The organism is Methylomonas sp. PHL2-19 (genome assembly GCF_059331595.1).
Genome location: NZ_CP196839.1, coordinates 4,621,001 through 4,639,889, shown reverse-complemented (window position 1 = coordinate 4,639,889; position 18,889 = coordinate 4,621,001). Strand labels below are relative to the sequence as shown.

Annotated in this window: 17 protein-coding genes; all 17 read left to right on the top strand. The window is 47.9% G+C overall.

The annotated features are described in order from the left end of the window. Positions 1 to 22: 22 nt before the first annotated feature. Positions 23 to 769 (top strand): class I SAM-dependent methyltransferase, encoded by a 747-nt coding sequence (locus tag ACR02O_RS21355; RefSeq protein WP_458138267.1) that lies wholly within the window; start codon positions 23 to 25, stop codon positions 767 to 769. Beyond that, the gene (locus tag ACR02O_RS21350) at positions 770 to 3,091 is read left to right on the top strand and encodes a PEP-utilizing enzyme (RefSeq protein WP_458138266.1); all 2,322 of its coding nucleotides are present in this window, start codon (positions 770 to 772) and stop codon (positions 3,089 to 3,091) included. After that, positions 3,088 to 3,678, top strand: a complete 591-nt coding sequence (locus ACR02O_RS21345) for a gamma-glutamyl-gamma-aminobutyrate hydrolase family protein (RefSeq protein ID WP_458138265.1) — start codon at positions 3,088 to 3,090, stop codon at positions 3,676 to 3,678. Before ACR02O_RS21350 ends, ACR02O_RS21345 begins: the two co-directional genes overlap by 4 nt. Then, positions 3,675 to 4,412, top strand: coding sequence for a phosphocholine cytidylyltransferase family protein (locus tag ACR02O_RS21340; protein WP_458138264.1), 738 nt, complete (start codon positions 3,675 to 3,677; stop codon positions 4,410 to 4,412). The genes ACR02O_RS21345 and ACR02O_RS21340 overlap by 4 nt, the downstream gene beginning before the upstream one ends. A 356-nt stretch (positions 4,413 to 4,768) precedes the next feature. Beyond that, positions 4,769 to 5,899: a class I SAM-dependent methyltransferase gene (locus ACR02O_RS21335; protein ID WP_458138263.1), complete on the top strand. Its 1,131-nt coding sequence runs from the start codon at positions 4,769 to 4,771 to the stop codon at positions 5,897 to 5,899. Positions 5,900 to 5,925: 26 nt separating this feature from the next. Beyond that, positions 5,926 to 7,032 carry a glycosyltransferase gene (locus ACR02O_RS21330; RefSeq protein WP_458138262.1) on the top strand — a complete coding sequence of 369 codons (1,107 nt, stop codon included), beginning with the start codon at positions 5,926 to 5,928 and terminating at the stop codon, positions 7,030 to 7,032. Next, complete coding sequence (locus tag ACR02O_RS21325) at positions 7,029 to 7,766, top strand: methyltransferase domain-containing protein (RefSeq protein WP_458138261.1); 738 nt, start codon at positions 7,029 to 7,031, stop codon at positions 7,764 to 7,766. The genes ACR02O_RS21330 and ACR02O_RS21325 overlap by 4 nt, the downstream gene beginning before the upstream one ends. Before the next feature lie 11 nt (positions 7,767 to 7,777). Beyond that, entirely contained in the window at positions 7,778 to 8,902 is a 1,125-nt protein-coding gene (locus ACR02O_RS21320; RefSeq protein WP_458138260.1) for a glycosyltransferase, read from the top strand. Between the two features lie 97 nt (positions 8,903 to 8,999). After that, entirely contained in the window at positions 9,000 to 10,757 is a 1,758-nt protein-coding gene (gene asnB / locus ACR02O_RS21315) for an asparagine synthase (glutamine-hydrolyzing) (RefSeq protein ID WP_458138259.1), read from the top strand. 28 nt (positions 10,758 to 10,785) lie between these two features. Next, entirely contained in the window at positions 10,786 to 11,850 is a 1,065-nt protein-coding gene (locus tag ACR02O_RS21310) for a DUF354 domain-containing protein (protein WP_494522365.1), read from the top strand. A gap of 129 nt (positions 11,851 to 11,979) precedes the next feature. Further along, positions 11,980 to 12,714 (top strand): acylneuraminate cytidylyltransferase family protein, encoded by a 735-nt coding sequence (locus ACR02O_RS21305; protein ID WP_458138257.1) that lies wholly within the window; start codon positions 11,980 to 11,982, stop codon positions 12,712 to 12,714. 66 nt (positions 12,715 to 12,780) lie between these two features. Beyond that, a complete protein-coding gene (locus ACR02O_RS21300; RefSeq protein ID WP_458138256.1) occupies positions 12,781 to 13,761 on the top strand; it encodes an NAD-dependent 4,6-dehydratase LegB in 981 nt (326 codons plus the stop codon). Further along, positions 13,754 to 14,893, top strand: a complete 1,140-nt coding sequence (locus ACR02O_RS21295) for a LegC family aminotransferase (RefSeq protein WP_458138255.1) — start codon at positions 13,754 to 13,756, stop codon at positions 14,891 to 14,893. The genes ACR02O_RS21300 and ACR02O_RS21295 overlap by 8 nt, the downstream gene beginning before the upstream one ends. Continuing rightward, entirely contained in the window at positions 14,890 to 16,071 is a 1,182-nt protein-coding gene (gene neuC, locus ACR02O_RS21290) for a UDP-N-acetylglucosamine 2-epimerase (RefSeq protein WP_458138254.1), read from the top strand. The genes ACR02O_RS21295 and neuC overlap by 4 nt, the downstream gene beginning before the upstream one ends. After that, positions 16,068 to 17,135: an N-acetylneuraminate synthase gene (gene neuB, locus ACR02O_RS21285; protein ID WP_458138253.1), complete on the top strand. Its 1,068-nt coding sequence runs from the start codon at positions 16,068 to 16,070 to the stop codon at positions 17,133 to 17,135. Before neuC ends, neuB begins: the two co-directional genes overlap by 4 nt. Next, positions 17,132 to 17,779: an acetyltransferase gene (locus tag ACR02O_RS21280; protein WP_458138252.1), complete on the top strand. Its 648-nt coding sequence runs from the start codon at positions 17,132 to 17,134 to the stop codon at positions 17,777 to 17,779. Before neuB ends, ACR02O_RS21280 begins: the two co-directional genes overlap by 4 nt. Positions 17,780 to 17,782: 3 nt before the next feature. Next, positions 17,783 to 18,835: a nucleotidyltransferase family protein gene (locus ACR02O_RS21275; protein ID WP_458138251.1), complete on the top strand. Its 1,053-nt coding sequence runs from the start codon at positions 17,783 to 17,785 to the stop codon at positions 18,833 to 18,835. The last annotated feature ends 54 nt before the right edge of the window (positions 18,836 to 18,889 follow it).

Genomic DNA, 18,889 nt, shown 5'->3' with positions numbered 1-18,889 from the left:
TACGGCTGGTGATTTTACTGGGTTGGCCGAGGATTATTCGAGGTACCGCCCCGGTTACAGCCCGGCTGTCCTGAAAGCGCTACTCGGTCTTTTAGACAAACCCATTGGGGTGGTCGATTTTGTGGATGTTGGCGCGGGTACTGGGATCTGGACTCGCATGGTCACGGAGACGGGGGTCAAATCGGCAATAGCCGTGGAGCCTAATGACAGCATGCGGGCAAACGGTATTTCTGATAGCAAAGGGATGGGCATACGCTGGTTACCTGGCAGCGCTGAACAAACCGGCCTGCAACCATCGTCAGCGGACTGGCTGACGATGGCGTCGAGTTTCCATTGGGCGGACTATGAAGTGGCGACGAGGGAGTTTTGCCGTGTTCTGCGCCCGGGTGGGTATTTCACTGCGCTCTGGAATCCGAGGCTGATCGAAGTCAATCCACTTCTGGTCGAGATTGAAGCCCATATCGAGTCACTATCGCCCAACCTTAAACGAATCTCTTCGGGGCGTTCGGGAATAACCGAAACGCTTGCCGAGAGATTGAACTCCTCTTCGTTCTTTGAGGATGTAGTTTACGTTGAGGGGCAACACGTCATTGCGATGACTCCTGAGCGCTATCTTGGCGCGTGGCGTTCGGTGAGCGATCTGCGTGTTCAGCTGGGTCCGGACAAGTTCGATGCCTTCCTGAGCTTTGTTGAACAGCAAATCGCAGGGGTCGAGTTGATCGAAGCCACCTATCTGACGCGAGCCTGGACGGCGCGACGCAAGAACTAGATGTCGATGCCGCTCAGTTTTTCGACAAAGGCCGGCACTCTCAGGGCATTGCAGGCTGTACTGACGACGGCAAGGATTGCGCCGTTGGTTTCGTTCACTATCGAGACCTGGCGGGCTGAGCAACTCGCATGTCTGAACGGTGTCCAGTCCGCGTTAGGGCAAGGCCCCTGGATTGTGCGTTCAAGCTGCGTCGCCGAAGATGGCGCGGCGATTTCGAACGCAGGAGCTTTCCTCTCCGTATCCGATGTGGAGCAGGAATCCCTGGCGGTGGCGATCGAACAGGTCATCGCCGCCTACGGTGCATGGAACCCAGGTGACGAGGTGCTGATTCAACCGATGCTGAGTAACGTCGTGCGATCTGGCGTGGCCTTCTCGCACGACCCCAACACGTCAAGTCCTTATCGGACAATCAACTGGGCGGATGGCAGCGATACCGCAGCGGTAACAGGTGGTTTGGGCGGGCGCACCTGGCAGTGCGCAGCCCGCGCCGCCGAGGCTTCTGAACCGTTCTTGGCAAGTCTGGTCTCTCTGCTGGAAGAGCTGCTGGCTTTGTTCGGCAATTTGCCTGTGGACTGCGAATTCGCAGTCACTCGCGAACCGGAAGGTGATGTGCTTTGGCTGTTACAGGCGCGTCCGCTGATATTGCCGGCTGCGGCGGAGTCTCCGGAAAAGCAGACCGACCGCTTGATGCGCATTCAGCAGAAGATTTTTCGGGGGATGCAGCCCCACCCTTTCCTGATAGGGAGCCGTACCGTCTATGGCGTCATGCCGGATTGGAACCCGGCTGAAATTGTGGGTATCCGGCCCAAGCCGCTGGCGCTCTCGCTCTACCGTGAACTTATTACCGACTCGATATGGGCCTATCAACGTCACAACTACGGATATCGCAATCTGCGCAGTTTTCCGTTAATGCCGCACTTCTTCGGCTTGCCCTATATCGATGTGCGGGTGTCCTTCAATTCTTTCATCCCCGCCGATTTGGATGAGGGCTTGGCGGGGCGCCTGGTTGATCATTACATTGACCGCTTGTTGCGTGAACCCACCTTGCACGACAAAGTGGAGTTCGAAATCGTGTTTTCCTGTTACACGCTCGACTTGCCACAGCGTTTGGAAAGACTCGCCGAGGCAGGGTTTTCGAAGCATGAACGTGACGTCATCGCACAGAGTCTGCGCAAACTCACCAATCGTATCGTGCATCCCAAAGAAGGGCTATGGAGGGGGGACGCGGCGAGGCTCGACGTGCTGAAGAACCGGCGGGATGCATTGCTGGCTTCTAATGCCGATCCCCTGGAACGAATTTACTGGCTTCTGGAGGATGCGAAGCGCTATGGAACGCTTCCCTTTGCGGGTCTGGCACGCGCGGGTTTCATCGCTGTTCAGATGCTCAAGTCTCTCATGTCGGTGGGGGTGTTGTCGCAAGCGGACTACGATGCCTTTTTGGGATCGGTTTCAACCGTCGGTAGAAACATGGCTCGAGATCGTGCGACTCTCGACAAAACGACGTTTCTATCACGCTACGGTCATCTGCGTCCGGGGACGTACGATATTCTGTCACCGCGCTACGATGAAGCCCCGGAACTCTATTCTGACTGGAGCAAGTGGTCTCCCGACATAGAGCCGGTCAAACCTTTCTCTCTAACTTTGCCGCAGATGCGGGAAATTGTGAAGTTGCTGGAGGCACATGGTCTACAGCCTGATCCGGTTGGATTGTTCGACTTCATTCAGGCCGGGATTGAATTGCGAGAACTGTCGAAATTCCACTTTACTCGCAATCTTTCGGATATCCTGGCTCTAATCGGAGAAATGGGGGAGCGGCTGGGTATTGCCCGGGAGGATATTTCTTACAGCGACATTAACCTATTCAAGGAACTGTATGTGGCCGCAGCCGATCCCAAAGAGGAACTCCTATGCAATATCGAACAGGGCAAGGCTCGGCATGCGGCGGGGCTCCGCATTTCGCTGCCCCCGCTGATTGCCAAGCCTGAGGATGTATGGTCGTTTGAATGGCCCGAGACTCAGCCCAACTTCATCACGCAAAAGCAGGTTACGGCACCTGTCGCCGGTTGCGGACATCTGGAAGAGTTGACTGGAACCATTATCTGCATTCCCAACGCAGATCCAGGTTATGACTGGCTGTTCGCTTACCCCATTGCCGGCTTGATTACAGCTTGGGGAGGCGCGAATTCCCACATGGCCATCCGAGCGGGCGAACTCGGCCTCCCTGCCGTCATCGGCGCAGGCGAGGTGTTGTACCGGCGTTGGTCAACTTCGCAGCGCCTGTTTTTGGATTGCGCCGGTCGTCGGGTAGAGGTATTGGTGTGAAGCGAATTGCGGTAAGTCAGCGGGTTGAGATCTTTCCTGAGCGGGAAGAGGTTCGTGACGCCCTCGATCAACGCCTAGTCAAGTTTATTGAGGCAGCCGGTGGGCTTGCTTTTCCCGTTCCCAATGTCTTGTCGGTATCTGATGGACTGATCATCTGGCTCAATCAGATTCGGCCGGACGCAGTCGTGCTTGGTGGTGGTAACGATATTGGCGAATCGGGGGATCGGGATTTGACGGAACTCGCGCTCCTGACCTACGCGGAGTCGTGGAAGCTTCCGGTATTGGGCATTTGCCGTGGCATGCAGATGATTGGACATTGGTCTGGCGCACTACTCAAACCCGTCAGTGGTCATGTGCGCTGTAGACATCGCTTGAAAGGGGAAATATCGGGCGTGGTCAACAGCTATCACAAATTTGCATTGGCCGAATGTCCCAACGAATTCAAGGTTTTGGCTGAAAGCGAGGATGGCGAACTTGAGGCGATTCGCCACGTTTATTTGCCCTGGGAAGGATGGATGTGGCACCCAGAACGTGAGGATGATTTTGTTACTCGTGACGTGGAACGGTTGAGGAGTCTAGTATATTGAAAGCAATCATACTCGCCGCAGGCCGCGGTCGCCGGATGAATAATCTGACCGATGATCGACCGAAATGCTTGATTCAGTTGAATGGTCGGACATTGTTGGAATGGCAGCTCGAAGCTCTGCGCAGGGCGGGCATTAGCGAAATTGCCATTGTGACGGGCTATAAGCGGGAAATGTTGGCCGACATAGGGCTTACCGAGTTCCACAACCCTCGCTGGTCTGAAACGCAGATGGTCGAATCGCTTTGTTACGCGGGAGAGTGGCTGCTACAGGAGCCATGCATCGTGAGTTATTCGGATATATTTTATGACTACCTGGCTGTGAAGTCGCTAATGGAAAGCAGCGAGGCTCTGGCAGTCTTATACGATCCGAATTGGTTGTTTCAATGGTCGAAGCGCTTCAGTGATCCTCTGATTGATGCTGAATCATTTCGCTTGAATCCGGATGGGTCATTGGCGGAAATTGGCAATAAGCCGAGGTGCGTCGAAGAGATCGAGGGCCAATATATGGGTTTGCTGCGTTTTACTCCGGTAGCATGGAGGCAGGTGTTGCTTGTTATGAATAATTTGCCGGAGCAAATTCGGGATAGTATTCATATGACGACCATGCTGCAGAGGGTTATTGAGTGTGGACAGCTGGCCGTAGCTGCGATTCCATACCAGCAGAATTGGGGCGAAGTGGATACTTCGGAGGATCTCATGCTATACGAGAACAATCTATTCAGGAATTCACAATGATATGATGGAAGAAAGACTTCTTCGCCTGCTAATAATGTCTGTCAGTGCTTGCGCCCCCTATTCATTTGATATTCTCATGGTGTCGTCCGCTTCGCTCAATATCCCGTAGGGGGCTTTTAATGCAGGCCAATCGATGCTAACTAATCCAAATCAGCTTGGATCTTATCGTTGAGCAATTGATTTTTTCAAAGTGTTGAAAGCGGATGCGAAGAATGCAAGCTCGAACCGTATTACGGATGAAAGCGGCTCCCATTTAATAGCTACATACTTTGGCATGGATTGGATACTACAGTAAACGACAGGAATCTGTTAAATATTGAGCGACTATTAGGAACGAAATAAAACTACTCATTGGTATGAATAAAAATTTGAATAAAGAAAACATACGATTTGAATTTGGCGAAAACTGGGCAGATTACATCGAGAAAAACTTTTCAGATGAAAGGGTTGATATTTCTCAGAAACACCTTTTGAAGTTTTTAAAAATAGAGAACCTGCTCGGGAAGATATTTCTTGATATCGGCTGCGGTAGTGGTCTGCATTCGCTAGCGGCCTGGCGCGCGGGTGCCGAACATGTCATAAGTTTTGATATTGATGAAGCTTCGGTTCTGACAACACGAAGATTACATGAATTCTCAGGAAGTCCGGCGAATTGGCAGATACTTTCTGGTTCAGTGCTGGATAAAACCTTCTTGGAAACATTGCCAAAAGTTGATGTTTTATACAGTTGGGGTGTTTTGCATCATACTGGCGATATGTGGCTAGCAATTGCAAATGCTGCGAGTCGTTTAAAGCAAGATGGTGTGTTTTACATTGCTTTGTATTCGAAGGATGTCTATGTTGACCCGCCGGCAGAATATTGGCTGGCTGTAAAGCGCGAATATAACCTCGCGGGTCCGATTAAAAAAAAATGGATGGTCTGGTGCTACGCATGGAGCGAAACAATTAAGCGTTCATTGCGAAAGGGCAAAAATCCATTCAAGTATATCGCCGAATACAAGAAGTCGCGTGGTATGTCTTATTGGCATGATGTGCGCGATTGGTTAGGCGGTTATCCTATGGATTTCGCGGCAAATAAAGAAGTCGAGTCATTCGCACGTGAAATATTAGGCCTTGAATTAATAAATATTAAAGCTGGAGATGGAAATACTGAGTATCTATTGAGGTTCATAAATACGAAAAATTATTGGGACGATGTGTTGAGCGAGCAAGCCTTGTTTGAATTAAATAAGCCTTTCGAAGCGCTTGGGGGAAATTCCTGGCGTGCAAATTTGGAGTCCGATATTGCGTTGGGAGAGCCTGAAAAATTTATGCTTTATGAAAATGGCAGTCCGGTAGGATGGCCGAATGCACCGGATTACGCGATAACCCGCTGGGGCAAAGGTCGTTATAAAGTCGACGGAAATATGTTGATATTTTCTGCAACAGATAACTCTGATCCCAATTCCACTGAAAAAGCATACAGCTTTAGAGTGAACTTTGTTTAAACGCTTGATGTAATTTTGGTGACGCGATGCTAAGCGTGTTGTTTGTTATCGATGCGTTGCCAAAAGGCGGGGCAGAAAATGTACTGCTTCAATTTGCTGATAGCTTGGTAGATCGGTACGATGTTACCGTTATCGCGTTAAAAAAAATAAATGAACATGTATTACCGAATAGTTTTAAGATCCATTTTCTATTGGAAGCCGAACAGAAACTAATAGATAATTTTTTTCTTATTCTGCACTTTTTGTCAGAGCGTGCGAAACAAGTGGATTTGGTGATAGGCTTTAGCGATTTTTTTGTAAATTATGTTGCTATCTTGGCGGCAAAATTAGTAGATAAACCGGTAATTGTCTGCGTTCGTAACCTCCTAAGCCAGGAGCTAAGTCGATTCGAGTTCAAAGAAATAAATCGAGACTTGGTTAGCCTCTCGTACAATCAGGCCGACAAGATTTTGTGTGTTTCGGAAGCCTGTAAAAATGATTTTATTGATACATTTGCTGTTGGTGAAGAGAAAGTCAAAGTATTAAGAAATCCAGTCAATATTCAACGTTTTTCGCTCAAGGTGGCAAAGCCGCGGGGACTAGAAAGTATCTTTTCGGATTCACCAATAATTCTAGCCATCGGCAGATTGGTAGAGCAAAAAAACTATCCTTTCATTTTTAGGGTCTTTGCAAAAATACAGCCGGTAGCAAAATTGTGCATAGTTGGCACCGGGCAGGAATATGAAAAATTACTTGAGTACGCCAGTAATTTAGCTATAGAAAAAAAAGTATTTTTCTTAGGTCAGCGGGATGACATTCCGGCATTGCTTCAGCATTCGTCAATGTTGTTAACGGGCTCTCTTTATGAGGGGCAGCCGAACGTCGTATTAGAAGCCATGGCGGCCGGAACCATCGTTGTGGCGCCGCAGCTGCCGGCGTTTAGCGAGTTGATTACGTCTGGTTATAACGGAGTTCTTTATCAAGCCGATGATGAAAAAGACGCAGCCGAACAAATAGAGTTGATATTTTCGAACAAGGATAAAGTAATGAACATGGTAAATAATGCAAGATATACAGTTCGAGCACATGATATAAGTATTGCGAGTAATGTGCTTGTTGAATGTATTAATAGCACAATTTGTAATTATTTATGAATTTTTGGGAACGAAATAATATTCTTGTAGATGTTATTGGTGCTCGCATAAATGAAGCTGTCGAACTTAGATATAAGTCTTACCTAAAAACCAAGCAATATGGGTATGAAAAAATAAATAAGTTTTTCGATGGGCGTAACGTACTTGAATTGGGCAGTGACGAATCCTCTACCTCGTCTATTTTAGTAAGATGGTCGGAAAAACTGACTATTGTCGATGTACAAAATAAGTTTTCCAGGCAAGTTGAAAAGGATAGGGCGCTGAAATCCGCGTGTTTTATTCAAGCAAAATGGGAGGAATTTGTTCCTAACGAACTATATTCGGATATCTTGTTAACCGACAGTCTCGAGCACGTTGAGGAGCCGCGTCTCCTGCTAAATATTGTATCGCGTTGGTTAGCGGATGATGGGCGACTACATGTTATCGTACCGAATGCACGAAGCGTGCACCGATTATTAGGCGTTGAAATGGGGCTGATCTCTACGCCTTTTGAACTGAATTCCAATGATATAGATTCTGGACACCAACGTGTATACGACACAAACGCTCTTAAACATGATATTAAGCTGGCTGGCCTAGAGCTTCTCACGTTGGAGGGTGTTCAGTTTAAACCAATGACGGATGTGCAATTAAGCACATTTTCCGAGCAGTTCCAAGACGCGCTGAATAAATTGTCGGTTCATTTCAATGAATATTGTGCAGAAATATATGCTTGCTGTTATAGGAAAAATTGAATCAGACGTATATGTCAAATGCAATAGCAAACGCTAACTCTCTTGTCGTAATCACGCATAACCTAGATATCGGTGGTGTGCAAAAGAATGTTGCCATTTTAGCAAATCATCAAGCAAATCATAGAAAAGTCATTGTTGTGCTGCTCGAGGATAATAAAGAAATACGATATGTTATCGATCCAAGAATAGAGATAGTTTTTATATCGACTTTAGTAGTCAATAAATATGATAAGCTTGCCGGAGAAGACATTTTTTATTACAGACTGTCGAAATTGAATGATTTCTTTAGTCGATATCAGGCAGATATAGCTATCGGTTTTGAGGATTACAGCAATATCTTGCTGATGAAGTCAGATTTTAAAGGAAGGCGAGTTCTCTCATGTCGTGTTTCTTTTGATCATTATCGCTTTTTTCCTCGAACTCATCTGCTGCCGCCGGATTTTTATTTTAGGAATATTTCAGAGTTATATAAAAATGCTGATGCAATTGTATGTGTAAGTAATTGGGTCTTAACTGAAGCCCGTAAAATAGTGGATGCAAGCCGAATAAGAGTTATTTACAGTGGGCTGGATTTTTCCATGATAAACTCCTATCAATCTCATGGTATCAATTTCCCTCGATCGTTCATCTTGAATGTAAGTCGGCTGCATGATCAAAAAGGTTTAAAAGTTCTTATACAAGCCTACGCTTTGATCGCAAAGTCGGTAACACAGGATTTGGTTCTTATTGGTGATGGGCCGATCCGAAGCGAATTGGAAAAATTGTCATCTGATTTAACGATAGATAACAGAGTGCATATTCTTGGATTTATCAGAGAGCCTTATGCCTATATGTTCAACGCAGATTTGTTTGTTTTTCCATCTATTAACGAAGGTTTTTCTAATTCCGTTCTTGAAGCTATGTATTGTGGAGCGGGCGTGATAGCTAGCGCTTATTCTGGGTACGATGAGATTCTTAAAGACTACGGAAATATCTGTGATGTCGGTGACAGTGAGCAGCTCGCTAAGTTAATGATGATTTTTTTGCAAAATAAATGCTTATTAAAAAAATTGAAAGATTCTCAAAAATTAGACGCATCGAATTTTGATGTTGATATGACTTGTATGTGGTATCAAAAAGTTTTTGATGAACTATGATATTTAAGGTGATTATTCGGGTAAGCCGGTTAAAACGGCAATTTCAGGAGATTGGTTGTGCATTTCCGGTATTTGGTCAGCGCTCGGGAGGCTTTTGATGTGCGGCATAATCGGCGCCAATTGTCTGCCAACTAAGCGTGTTGAGGACTTACTGAATTTGATTAAGCATCGAGGGCCGGACCATCAAGGCTATTTTATGCAAGAAAATGTTTTTTTAGGACATGCCCGGCTTGCTATTATTGATTCGCGTGATGTTTCCAATCAGCCTATGCGATTAGATGATGTTACTATTGTTTTCAATGGTGAGATTTACAATTATAAACAATTAATCGCGCAAGAAAATTTAGTCACTCAGACCGAGGGTGATACCGAAGTAATACTATTACTCTATTTGAAGTACGGGATTAAGTTTCTGAATTCTTTGAATGGGATGTTTTCATTTTGTATTTATGACGCTCGAAAAAATCTGTTTTTCTGTGCGCGGGACCGCTTCGGAAAAAAGCCGTTTTATTATTATAGAAACTCAGGGAATTTTATTTTTGGTAGTGAGCTAAAAGCGGTTTTGGCTCAGTTGAACTTTTTACCTGATCTTAACGTCATGGCTTTACATCAGTATTTGGCGTTTCAAGCTCCTATTGCTAATCAAACCTTTTTTCAGGGTATCTATAAATTACCACCTGGGCATTCACTAGTCGTCGTCGCCGATTCATTTGAAGTAGCCTGTTATTATGACATTGCCTCAATCCCCTATCTCAGCGATAGTGAGGGTGAAGTGGTAACAAATATTGATAAGTTGCTCAATCAAGCTGTACAGGATCGTCTAGTGGGTGATGAAGAAGTGGCGGTTCTTCTTTCCGGTGGCCTGGATTCGGCAATGGTAGCTAAACTTTACGCATTACATAGCGAACGCAGGATCAACAGTTTTAGTATCGGATATGAAAACTTCGATCGCTATTGCGAACTTTCACCGGCTAGACAAACCGCAATAGAAATATCTACGGATCATCATGAATTACGTGTCGATGTAAATGAGTACATCGGTAGCTTTGAAGAAATTCTCGATTATCTTGATGAGCCTATGGCGGATTCGGCATGTATACCTTTATTTCTGCTTTCCAAATATATTCACCAGAACAATATAAAAGTAGCCATTGGCGGCGAAGGAAGCGATGAAATATTTTTAGGTTATGACAATTATTTTACTATGCTCAATGCCTACTCCGGTATTGGATGCGATCCGGGTGATTTTAATTTAACAAGGGAGTGGGAGATAAAAAATAGAAGAATTCGTGGAAAGGAAGTATTTTTTTCAAGCGGAGAAACATTTACCGCTGATCAGCAAAGGATGCTTTTTAATGGAATTTCTGTTCCTCAAGTATCGAGTTTTAAGTCGCCCTACGATTCAAAGGCGCGCTGGTTGACGTACGTCGATTTTAAGATCTGGATAGCAGAAGTCCTGATGACGAAGCTTGACAGGATGTCTATGGCGCACTCTCTGGAAATAAGGACGCCATTTTTGGATTATCGGTTAGTAGAGTATTTAATGGGAGTCTCTGATGATATTAAGCTGGGAAACACTAACAAATATTTACTGAAAAAAGTTGCTCAAAAATATTTGTCACCCGGTATAGTAAATAGGCGAAAAAAAGGTTTTAGCTCTCCATTCATAGAATGGTTGTATCTTCATTACAAAGATAACATTTTGATGACGATGCTTCGCGTGAATGCGGACTTGGGTATATTTTCAGATGACTTTATTAGGTTTCTCTATGAAGAGGGAAAAGCGCAGGGTTTTAAGCAGCATATTTACTCTCTCTATTTGTTTTGTAGATGGTATCAAAGCTTATACATGTAACGACAATAGTTATTTTTAGTATATTGTCATGATCTGGTTTGATATTGTGACGCCCAAGTCCGTGCTTTTCTTCAGGCCGATGATAGAGGCGATTAAAATGCGAGGACTAGATGTTTTAGTTACGGCACGTTCAAGTGAGGGTTACGAGGAAGTTACAGATCTTTTAGAATTATACGATATTGACTATGTAAATCGCGGATCTTTTGGCGGGAGTCAGTTAAGGGATAAATTAAAAGCGTCTATTGATCGCCAATTGTCATTAATTGAATTTGTCTCTGCTTATAACATCAATCGTCTTGTCTGTTTGTGCAGTGTCGACGCAAATAGGGTTGCGTTTGGTCTTGGAATTCCTATAATTAATTTTTACGATATTCCCTTGTCGGATTTCAGTACCGATTTCATGAAGGCTCTTCCTCAGGCTAGATTGACATTGCCGTTGTCTACTAAGGCTTTTAAGCCATTCGTAGTTCCTGATGAAATATTTACCCGTTTTTCACTTGAGTCGCACCAGGTTAGACAGTATGAGTTTATTGATCCCTATATCTGGTTGAAGGATTTTGTGGCAGATCGTAACTATATTGCATCTGTTTTTGATAAATATGGGTTAGATGTGGATCAGCCTTTTATCGTTGTTAGGGAGGAGGAGTATAAGGCCAGTTATGTCAACGATAGACATCCACTGCTCTATGAGGCGATGCGTGATATATTCGATATTACCGGTGCAAATATTGTAATTGTGCCTCGTTACGAATCGGAATACTTGGAATCCGAATTTCCGTTTGCAACAGTTTTGAAAGAAAAAGTAGTAATTCAACATTTATTAGCTTTTGCGGGATTGTTTATAGGTGGTGGGGGAACGTTGAATACTGAAGCGTGTTTTCTAGGTACCCCAACCATATCTACTAGGAGCTTTATTTGTCACTATGATAAATTTCAAATTGATTCCGATCTGATGGTATGGGTCAGCAATAAAGCGGATCTTCTGTATGCCGTGAAAACCATGTTTTCAAAAAGAATAGACGGCAAATCCGGTCGGATTCTTGCAAATATGAGCCTGGATATAAAAGGCTTGGTTGATGAGATTCTAAGCTAATTTGATGTTTATATTAAAATTGTCAGGTATTAATAGGGAGGCCTGTTGTATGCCACTTAATGCATGTAACATGGTAGTTGGGGTTATCGTTAATCTGGAGAGCTCAGTAGGACAAAAAATTGTCAAGCCATGCCTAGCAAATCCGATCAAGTGGAAAACAATAACGACGTTAAGATACTGGTAATCATCCCGGCGCGTTCCGGTTCCAAGGGTGTCGTCGATAAAAATATCAGGTCTCTTCTTGGTAAACCACTCATTCAGTGGACTGTTGATGCGGTAAATGACGCTAAACTCGTCGATTCGGTAATTCTTCTTTCCACTGATAGCTCGGTTTATGCTGAACTGGGGCGGGATATGGGGCTGGTGGTGCCGTTTTTGCGCCCGGCGGATTGCGCAAGCGATAACGCGTCTGCTTTACAGGTAATCGAACATGCGCTTGGTTGGTTTAAACAACAATACCGCTATTTGCCCGCATTTGTGATGTGGTTGCAGCCGACATCGCCATTTCGACCTGCGTCTACAATTCAAAAAGCTGTATCGCTTGTAAACGATCAGCGCGCGGATGCAGTAATTGGATGTAAGGAAATTTATCGTGATTTAACCACGCTATTTCGATGCGAGGACGGGCTTTTGAGAGCATTGGACAGCGAACGGGTGACGCAAACCAGTCGACAGCAGCAGCCATTGTTGACACCTAACGGTGCAATGTATTTGTGTAAGGCGGATTATTTGTTAGAACACAAGTCTTTTTATCCTCCTAAAACTGTGCCGTTGGTTATGAATGCGATTCAGAGCTTGGACATCGATTCTGAAGAAGATTGGGCTATGGCGGAGGCATTTATCCTGCACGGCTTGGTTTCGTGATCGATTTAATAGCGGCCGGGCGAGTTGGTAATCTTGGCGCCGCATTCAATTTACAGAACATTAATTATGAATAACGTATTGATCACCGGCGCTGACGGTTTCATCGGCTCGCATCTAACCGAAATGGCGGTGGCGCGCGGTTTACAGGTGCGAGCCTTGGCGCAATACAATTCGTTTAACTCGTGGGGCTGGCTGGATGATGTCGCCTGTAAATACGACATTGAAGTGGTCTGCGGCGACTTACGCGATCCGGCTTTTTGCCGCAGTATTTGTAGCGGCGTCGACACCGTATTTCATCTGGCTGCGTTGATAGCGATTCCCTATTCCTATGTCGCGCCGGATAGCTATGTCGATACCAATATCCGCGGCACCTTGAACATCTGCCAGGCGGCCCGCGATGCAGGCGTTAGCCGGGTGATTCATACTTCGACCAGCGAAGTCTACGGCACCGCGCAATATGTGCCGATCGACGAGAAACATCCGTTGCAACCGCAATCGCCCTACAGCGCTTCCAAGATCGCCGCCGATGCGATGGCGATGAGTTTTTTCAATGCCTTTAATCTGCCTGTTACCATCGCCAGGCCGTTTAACACTTACGGCCCCAGGCAATCGGCGCGGGCGGTGATTCCGACCATCATTACCCAGATTGCCGCCGGTAAAAAACAGATCCAACTCGGCGATGTCTCACCGACCCGTGATTTTAATTATGTGGAAGATACCTGCCGGGGCTTTATCGCCTTGGCCGAGTCAGCGCAAACCATAGGCGAAACGGTGAATATCGGCTCCAATTTCGAAATTTCTGTCGGCGAAACGCTGAATCTGATCAAAAGCATCATGGCCAGCGATGTCGAATTTTTGGTGGACGAGCAAAGGTTGCGGCCGGAGAAGTCCGAAGTGAACCGCTTGTGGTGCGACAACAGCAAGATCAAACAACTGACCGGTTTTGCCCCGCAAGTGACTTTGGAGGAGGGTTTGCGCCGCACCGTAGCCTGGTTTACCGAGCCGGATAATCTGAAACGATACAAAGCGGATATTTACAATGTTTGACAGCTTTATCCGCTTGGTCCGGGAGATTTATCAAACCGAACAATTCATCCCTTTGCACGAACCGCGCTTCGCCGGTAACGAAAAACAGTATCTGCTGGATGTGATCGACAGTACCTTCGTGTCTAGTGTCGGCCCGTATGTCACCGAGTTCGAAAGCAAAATCGCTGCATACACCGGTGCCAAGCACGCGATAGCCACCGTCAACGGCACCGCCGCGCTGCACGTTGCCCTGTTGCTGGCCGGCGTTCAGCCCGGCGAAGAAGTGATTACTCAAGCGGTGACTTTTGTCGCCACCTGCAATGCGATTCATTACTGCGGTGCCGAGCCGGTGTTTATTGATATTGATGCGGCGACGCTAGGTTTGTCGCCGCTGGCCTTGGCGGAGTTTTTGGATCGATTCGGCGAACGCTGCGATGATGGCGTTTACAACAAAACCAGCGGCAAGCGCATCGCCGCCTGTTTGCCGATGCATACCTTCGGCCATCCTTGCGATCTGGCTGGGTTGATTCGAGTATGCGACGACTTCGGCATGCCGTTGGTGGAAGATGCCGCGGAAGCGTTGGGTAGCCGACTCAATGGCCAGCATTGCGGCACTTTCGGCAAACTTGGGGTGCTTAGCTTCAACGGTAACAAGATCATCACCACGGGCGGCGGCGGGATGATTTTGACCGACAACGAGGAACTGGCGCGTCGGGCCAAACACCTGACGACCACGGCTAAATTACCGCATGCATGGAAATTCGAACACGACCAAATCGGTTACAACTACCGCATGCCGAATTTGAATGCCGCCCTGGGGTTGGCGCAGCTCGAACAATTGCCTGATTTTGTTCGGCGTAAACGTGCATTGGCGCAACGTTATCTGGATTGGGCGCAAGCCAAAGGTGCGCAAATCGTCGAAGAACCGGCCGGAACTGATGCCAATTACTGGCTCAACGCCTTGTTGCTTGATGACATTACGCAGCGCGACGCCTTTCTGGAATTTAGTAATGCTCGCGGGGTGATGACTCGGCCGCTGTGGGAGCTGATGCCTGATTTGCCGATGTACCAACATTGCCAACGCGATAACCTGCTGCAATCGCGCCGGTTGGCCGAACGGCTGGTCAACGTGCCCAGTAGCGTGGTCGTATGACGACTGGCGCGCCACGTAAAATCTGTGTCGTGACCGGTTCCCGAGCGGAATACGGTTTGCTGTATTGGCTACTGCAGGAAATTCAAGCGGACCCGGACCTAGACTTACAGTTAGTCGTGACCGGCATGCATTTGTCGCCGGAGTTCGGTTTGACCTGGCAGCAAATTGCTGCCGATGGTTTTACGATCAACCGCAAGGTGGAAATGTTGTTGTCGTCGGATACGCCGGTCGGCATCAGCAAGGCCATGGGCTTGGGTTTGATCGGTTTCGCCGATGCCTTGCACGAATTACGACCGGATATCGTTGTGGTGCTCGGCGATCGATTCGAGATATTCGCGGCGGCGCAAGCGGCAATGAATTTACGCATCCCAATTGCCCATATTCATGGCGGTGAACTCACCGAAGGCGCGGTCGACGATGCGATTCGCCATGCGATCAGCAAGATGGCTCATCTGCATTTCACGTCAACCGAGGTCTACCGGCGGCGGGTGATGCAGCTCGGTGAGCAGCCTGATCGCGTGTTCAACGTTGGCGCACCGGGGTTGGATAGCGTTTATAAGTTGCCATTGCTGGACAAAGCTGAGCTGGAACAAGCGCTGGATTTCAAGTTTGGGACACGCAACCTGTTGGTCACCTTTCACCCGGTGACTTTGGAAGCGGCGACGGCGGCCGAGCAGTTTGCCCAGCTGCTGCAGGCTTTGGATGAGTTTGACGATGTGCATATCATATTTACTCATGCCAATGCCGATGCCGACGGCCGGGTGATCGCCAGCATGATAGAGGAGTATCGACGACGCCATTCCCGCCGAGTAAGTAGCTATGTTTCCCTGGGTTCTCTGCGTTATTTGTCGACCCTGAAGTTGGTCGATGCGGTAGTCGGCAATTCGTCCAGCGGTATCATAGAAGCGCCGGCTTTTCGTATCGCTACTGTCAATATCGGTGATCGCCAGCGGGGACGAATTTGTGCGGATAGCGTATTGCATTGCCAGCCGCAGGCTGATGCGATCCGGGCTGCTTTGCACACGGTATTTTCCGGGGCATTTACCGACACCTTGGCGCAGGTTGAAAATCCTTACGGGCGAGGCGGCGCATCGTTGAAGATCAAAGAATTACTGAAGCAGACGCCGGTGAATGGGCTGCTGAAGAAGCGTTTTTTCGATTTAGAGGTGCTTGAATGAGTGTGTTCATTATTGCCGAAGCGGGCGTCAACCATAACGGTAGTTTGCAAACCGCTATGCAACTGGTCGATGCCGCTGTGGCGGCGGGTGCCGATGCCGTGAAGTTCCAGACCTTTAAAGCCGAAAAACTGGTCACCCAGTCCGCGAGCAAGGCGGAATATCAAAAACACACGACAGGCGCGGCCGAGAGCCAGTTGGATATGCTGCGCAAGCTGGAGTTGAAATATGAATTTCATTTTCAGTTGCGTGATTATTGCCAAAGCCAAGGTATTGAGTTTTTGTCGACCGCATTCGATTTCGATAGTTTGGCGTTTTTGGTGGACGAGCTTGGTCTATGCAAACTGAAAATCCCGTCGGGTGAGATTACCAATGGTCCGTTTTTGCTGGCCCACGCCCAAACCGGCAAGGACATCATTGTCTCCACCGGCATGGCTACGCTAGGTGAGGTGGAAACCGCGCTGGGGGTTTTGGCGTTTGGCTTGTTGGGTGGGAAGCAACCGTCTTTGGCGGCATTTCAACAAGCCTACAGTTCGGAAGCTGGGCAAGCGGTTTTACATGAAAAAATCACCTTGCTGCATTGCACCAGCGAATATCCGACACCGATGAAGGATGTAAATTTGCGGGCGATGGACGTGTTGCAGCAGGCTTTTTGTCTGCCGGTCGGCTATTCGGATCACACCGAAGGACTGGTCGTGCCGATTGCCGCCGTGGCGCGGGGCGCGGTATTGATAGAAAAACATTTCACCTTGGACCGAAGTCAAAAAGGCCCTGATCACCAAGTGTCACTGGAACCCGCTGAATTAAAGCAAATGGTGCGCGATATTCGCGCCGTCGAACAGGCACTTGGCCGTCCCGGCAAGATGCCGCAAGCGGTGGAATTGCAAAATCGCACGGTCGCCCGCAAAAGTTTGGTGGCGAATAGTTTGATAGCAGTGGGTGAAACTTTTAGCGCCGAAAATTTGACGACCAAGCGGCCTGGAACCGGCCTGAGTCCGATGGAATATTGGCGATTGCTTGGTCAAACCAGTCATCGTTGTTATGACGTGGATGACTTGATCGAATGAGTAAGCCGGTCATTTTGCTGGGAAGCGGCGGACATGCGCGGGTGCTGCTCGACATGTTACGGCGGTTGGAGATTGAGATACTGGGCATAGCCGATCCTCACCGACTGCCCGGCAGCGAGCACTTCGGAGTCAGGGTATTGGGCGACGACTCGGCAATACGGGCTTATGCAGCGGATGGTATCGCGTTAGTCAACGGCATTGGTTCTCTGCCGGGCGATGGCGGCTTGCGCGCGAACTTGTACCAGCGCTTTCTGGCGCAAGGTTACAGGTTTAAAGCCGTGGTCGACCCTCGCGCGTTTACAGCAAGCGACGTACAACTGGCCAACGGCGTGCAGGTCATGGCGGGCGCCATTATTCAGACAGGCACGCAAATTGCTGAAAACTGCATAATTAATAGCGGAGCGATTGTCGAGCACGATTGCCGTATTGGTCGCGATGCGCATATTGCACCCGGTGCGGTGCTGAGTGGCGGGGTGGAATTGGGCGACAAGGTGCACATCGGCACCGGCGCTACCATCATTCAAGGCCTACGTATCGGTTCCGGCAGCGTAGTGGGCGCGGGCAGCGTGGTGACGCGCGATGTCGGTTGCAAGCAGATCGTCTATCCGCCGCGTTCGCACATACAGAATTTGCAACAGGATTGATAAATGAAACAGCATTGGCAGCAGGTATTGATTCGCCCGGAAGCGACGTTGCGAGCAACCATCGAGGTGATTGATCGCGCGGCCTTGCAGATTGCGTTGGTCGTGGATGAGCAAGAAAAATTGCTGGGTGTGGTCACAGATGGCGATATTCGTCGGGCCTTGATTCGCGGCTTATCTCTGGAACATCCGGTTTTCGAGGTGATGAATAAGCGGCCGAAAGTTGCCGCTTTAAATGACAGCAAGACCCAGTTGATTGCCATGATGGAGGGTCATCATCTCTACCAATTACCGGTTGTCGATGAACAAGGCAGAGTAGTGCGGCTGGAGTCGTTGCAGGCGCTATATAAGCAGCCGGCATTCCCCAATCCGGTGTTTTTGATGGCGGGTGGATTTGGTACCCGTTTGCGGCCCTATACGGACGAATGCCCCAAGCCGCTGTTAGAAATCGGCGGCAAGCCCATTTTGGAAACCATCATCGAGAATTTCGTTAAGTCAGGGTTTAGACAGTTTTATATAGCCGTGCATTACCGAGCGCAGCAAATCAAAGACTACTTTGGTGATGGTGGGCGTTGGGGAATTAAGATCGACTATATCGATGAGACCGAACCCATGGGTACGGCTGGCGCTATCGGCTTGATGCCGGATAATTTGCCGGACGTGCCATTGATTGTGATGAATGGGGATATTCTGACCCAGATCGATTTTTCCAGGTTACTGGCTTATCACAACGAACAGCAAGCGATTGCCACCTTGTGCGTACGCCAATACGAGTACCAAATTCCCTACGGGGTAGTGAGATTGGAGCAGCAAAGAGTGGTGGGGATTGAAGAAAAACCCTTGCAAAGCTGCTTGGCCAACGCGGGAATTTATGTGCTGGATCACAGTTTGATCAACAGCATCGCAGCCCAGCAAAAGCTGGATATGCCGACCTTATTAAACCAGCAAGTGGCTGCAGGCGAGATAGTCTCTATGTTTCCGGTCAATGACTACTGGTTGGATATTGGTCGTGAAGCCGATTTTCTAAGAGCACAGGGCGAATTCGCCCAATATTTCTGAATTAGAGGGTTAAAGTTCTCCAAGCCCGGGCCGATACAACATTCGAGTTTGAAA

Coding starts and splice junctions, on each gene's coding strand:
- ACR02O_RS21350 (WP_458138266.1), top strand. CDS start 770: ATGTCGATGCCGCTCAGTTTTTCGACAAAGGCCGGCACTCTCAGGGCA.
- ACR02O_RS21335 (WP_458138263.1), top strand. CDS start 4,769: ATGAATAAAAATTTGAATAAAGAAAACATACGATTTGAATTTGGCGAA.
- ACR02O_RS21330 (WP_458138262.1), top strand. CDS start 5,926: ATGCTAAGCGTGTTGTTTGTTATCGATGCGTTGCCAAAAGGCGGGGCA.
- ACR02O_RS21325 (WP_458138261.1), top strand. CDS start 7,029: ATGAATTTTTGGGAACGAAATAATATTCTTGTAGATGTTATTGGTGCT.
- ACR02O_RS21320 (WP_458138260.1), top strand. CDS start 7,778: ATGTCAAATGCAATAGCAAACGCTAACTCTCTTGTCGTAATCACGCAT.
- asnB (WP_458138259.1), top strand. CDS start 9,000: ATGTGCGGCATAATCGGCGCCAATTGTCTGCCAACTAAGCGTGTTGAG.
- ACR02O_RS21310 (WP_494522365.1), top strand. CDS start 10,786: ATGATCTGGTTTGATATTGTGACGCCCAAGTCCGTGCTTTTCTTCAGG.
- ACR02O_RS21305 (WP_458138257.1), top strand. CDS start 11,980: ATGCCTAGCAAATCCGATCAAGTGGAAAACAATAACGACGTTAAGATA.
- ACR02O_RS21300 (WP_458138256.1), top strand. CDS start 12,781: ATGAATAACGTATTGATCACCGGCGCTGACGGTTTCATCGGCTCGCAT.
- ACR02O_RS21295 (WP_458138255.1), top strand. CDS start 13,754: ATGTTTGACAGCTTTATCCGCTTGGTCCGGGAGATTTATCAAACCGAA.
- neuC (WP_458138254.1), top strand. CDS start 14,890: ATGACGACTGGCGCGCCACGTAAAATCTGTGTCGTGACCGGTTCCCGA.
- neuB (WP_458138253.1), top strand. CDS start 16,068: ATGAGTGTGTTCATTATTGCCGAAGCGGGCGTCAACCATAACGGTAGT.
- ACR02O_RS21280 (WP_458138252.1), top strand. CDS start 17,132: ATGAGTAAGCCGGTCATTTTGCTGGGAAGCGGCGGACATGCGCGGGTG.
- ACR02O_RS21275 (WP_458138251.1), top strand. CDS start 17,783: ATGAAACAGCATTGGCAGCAGGTATTGATTCGCCCGGAAGCGACGTTG.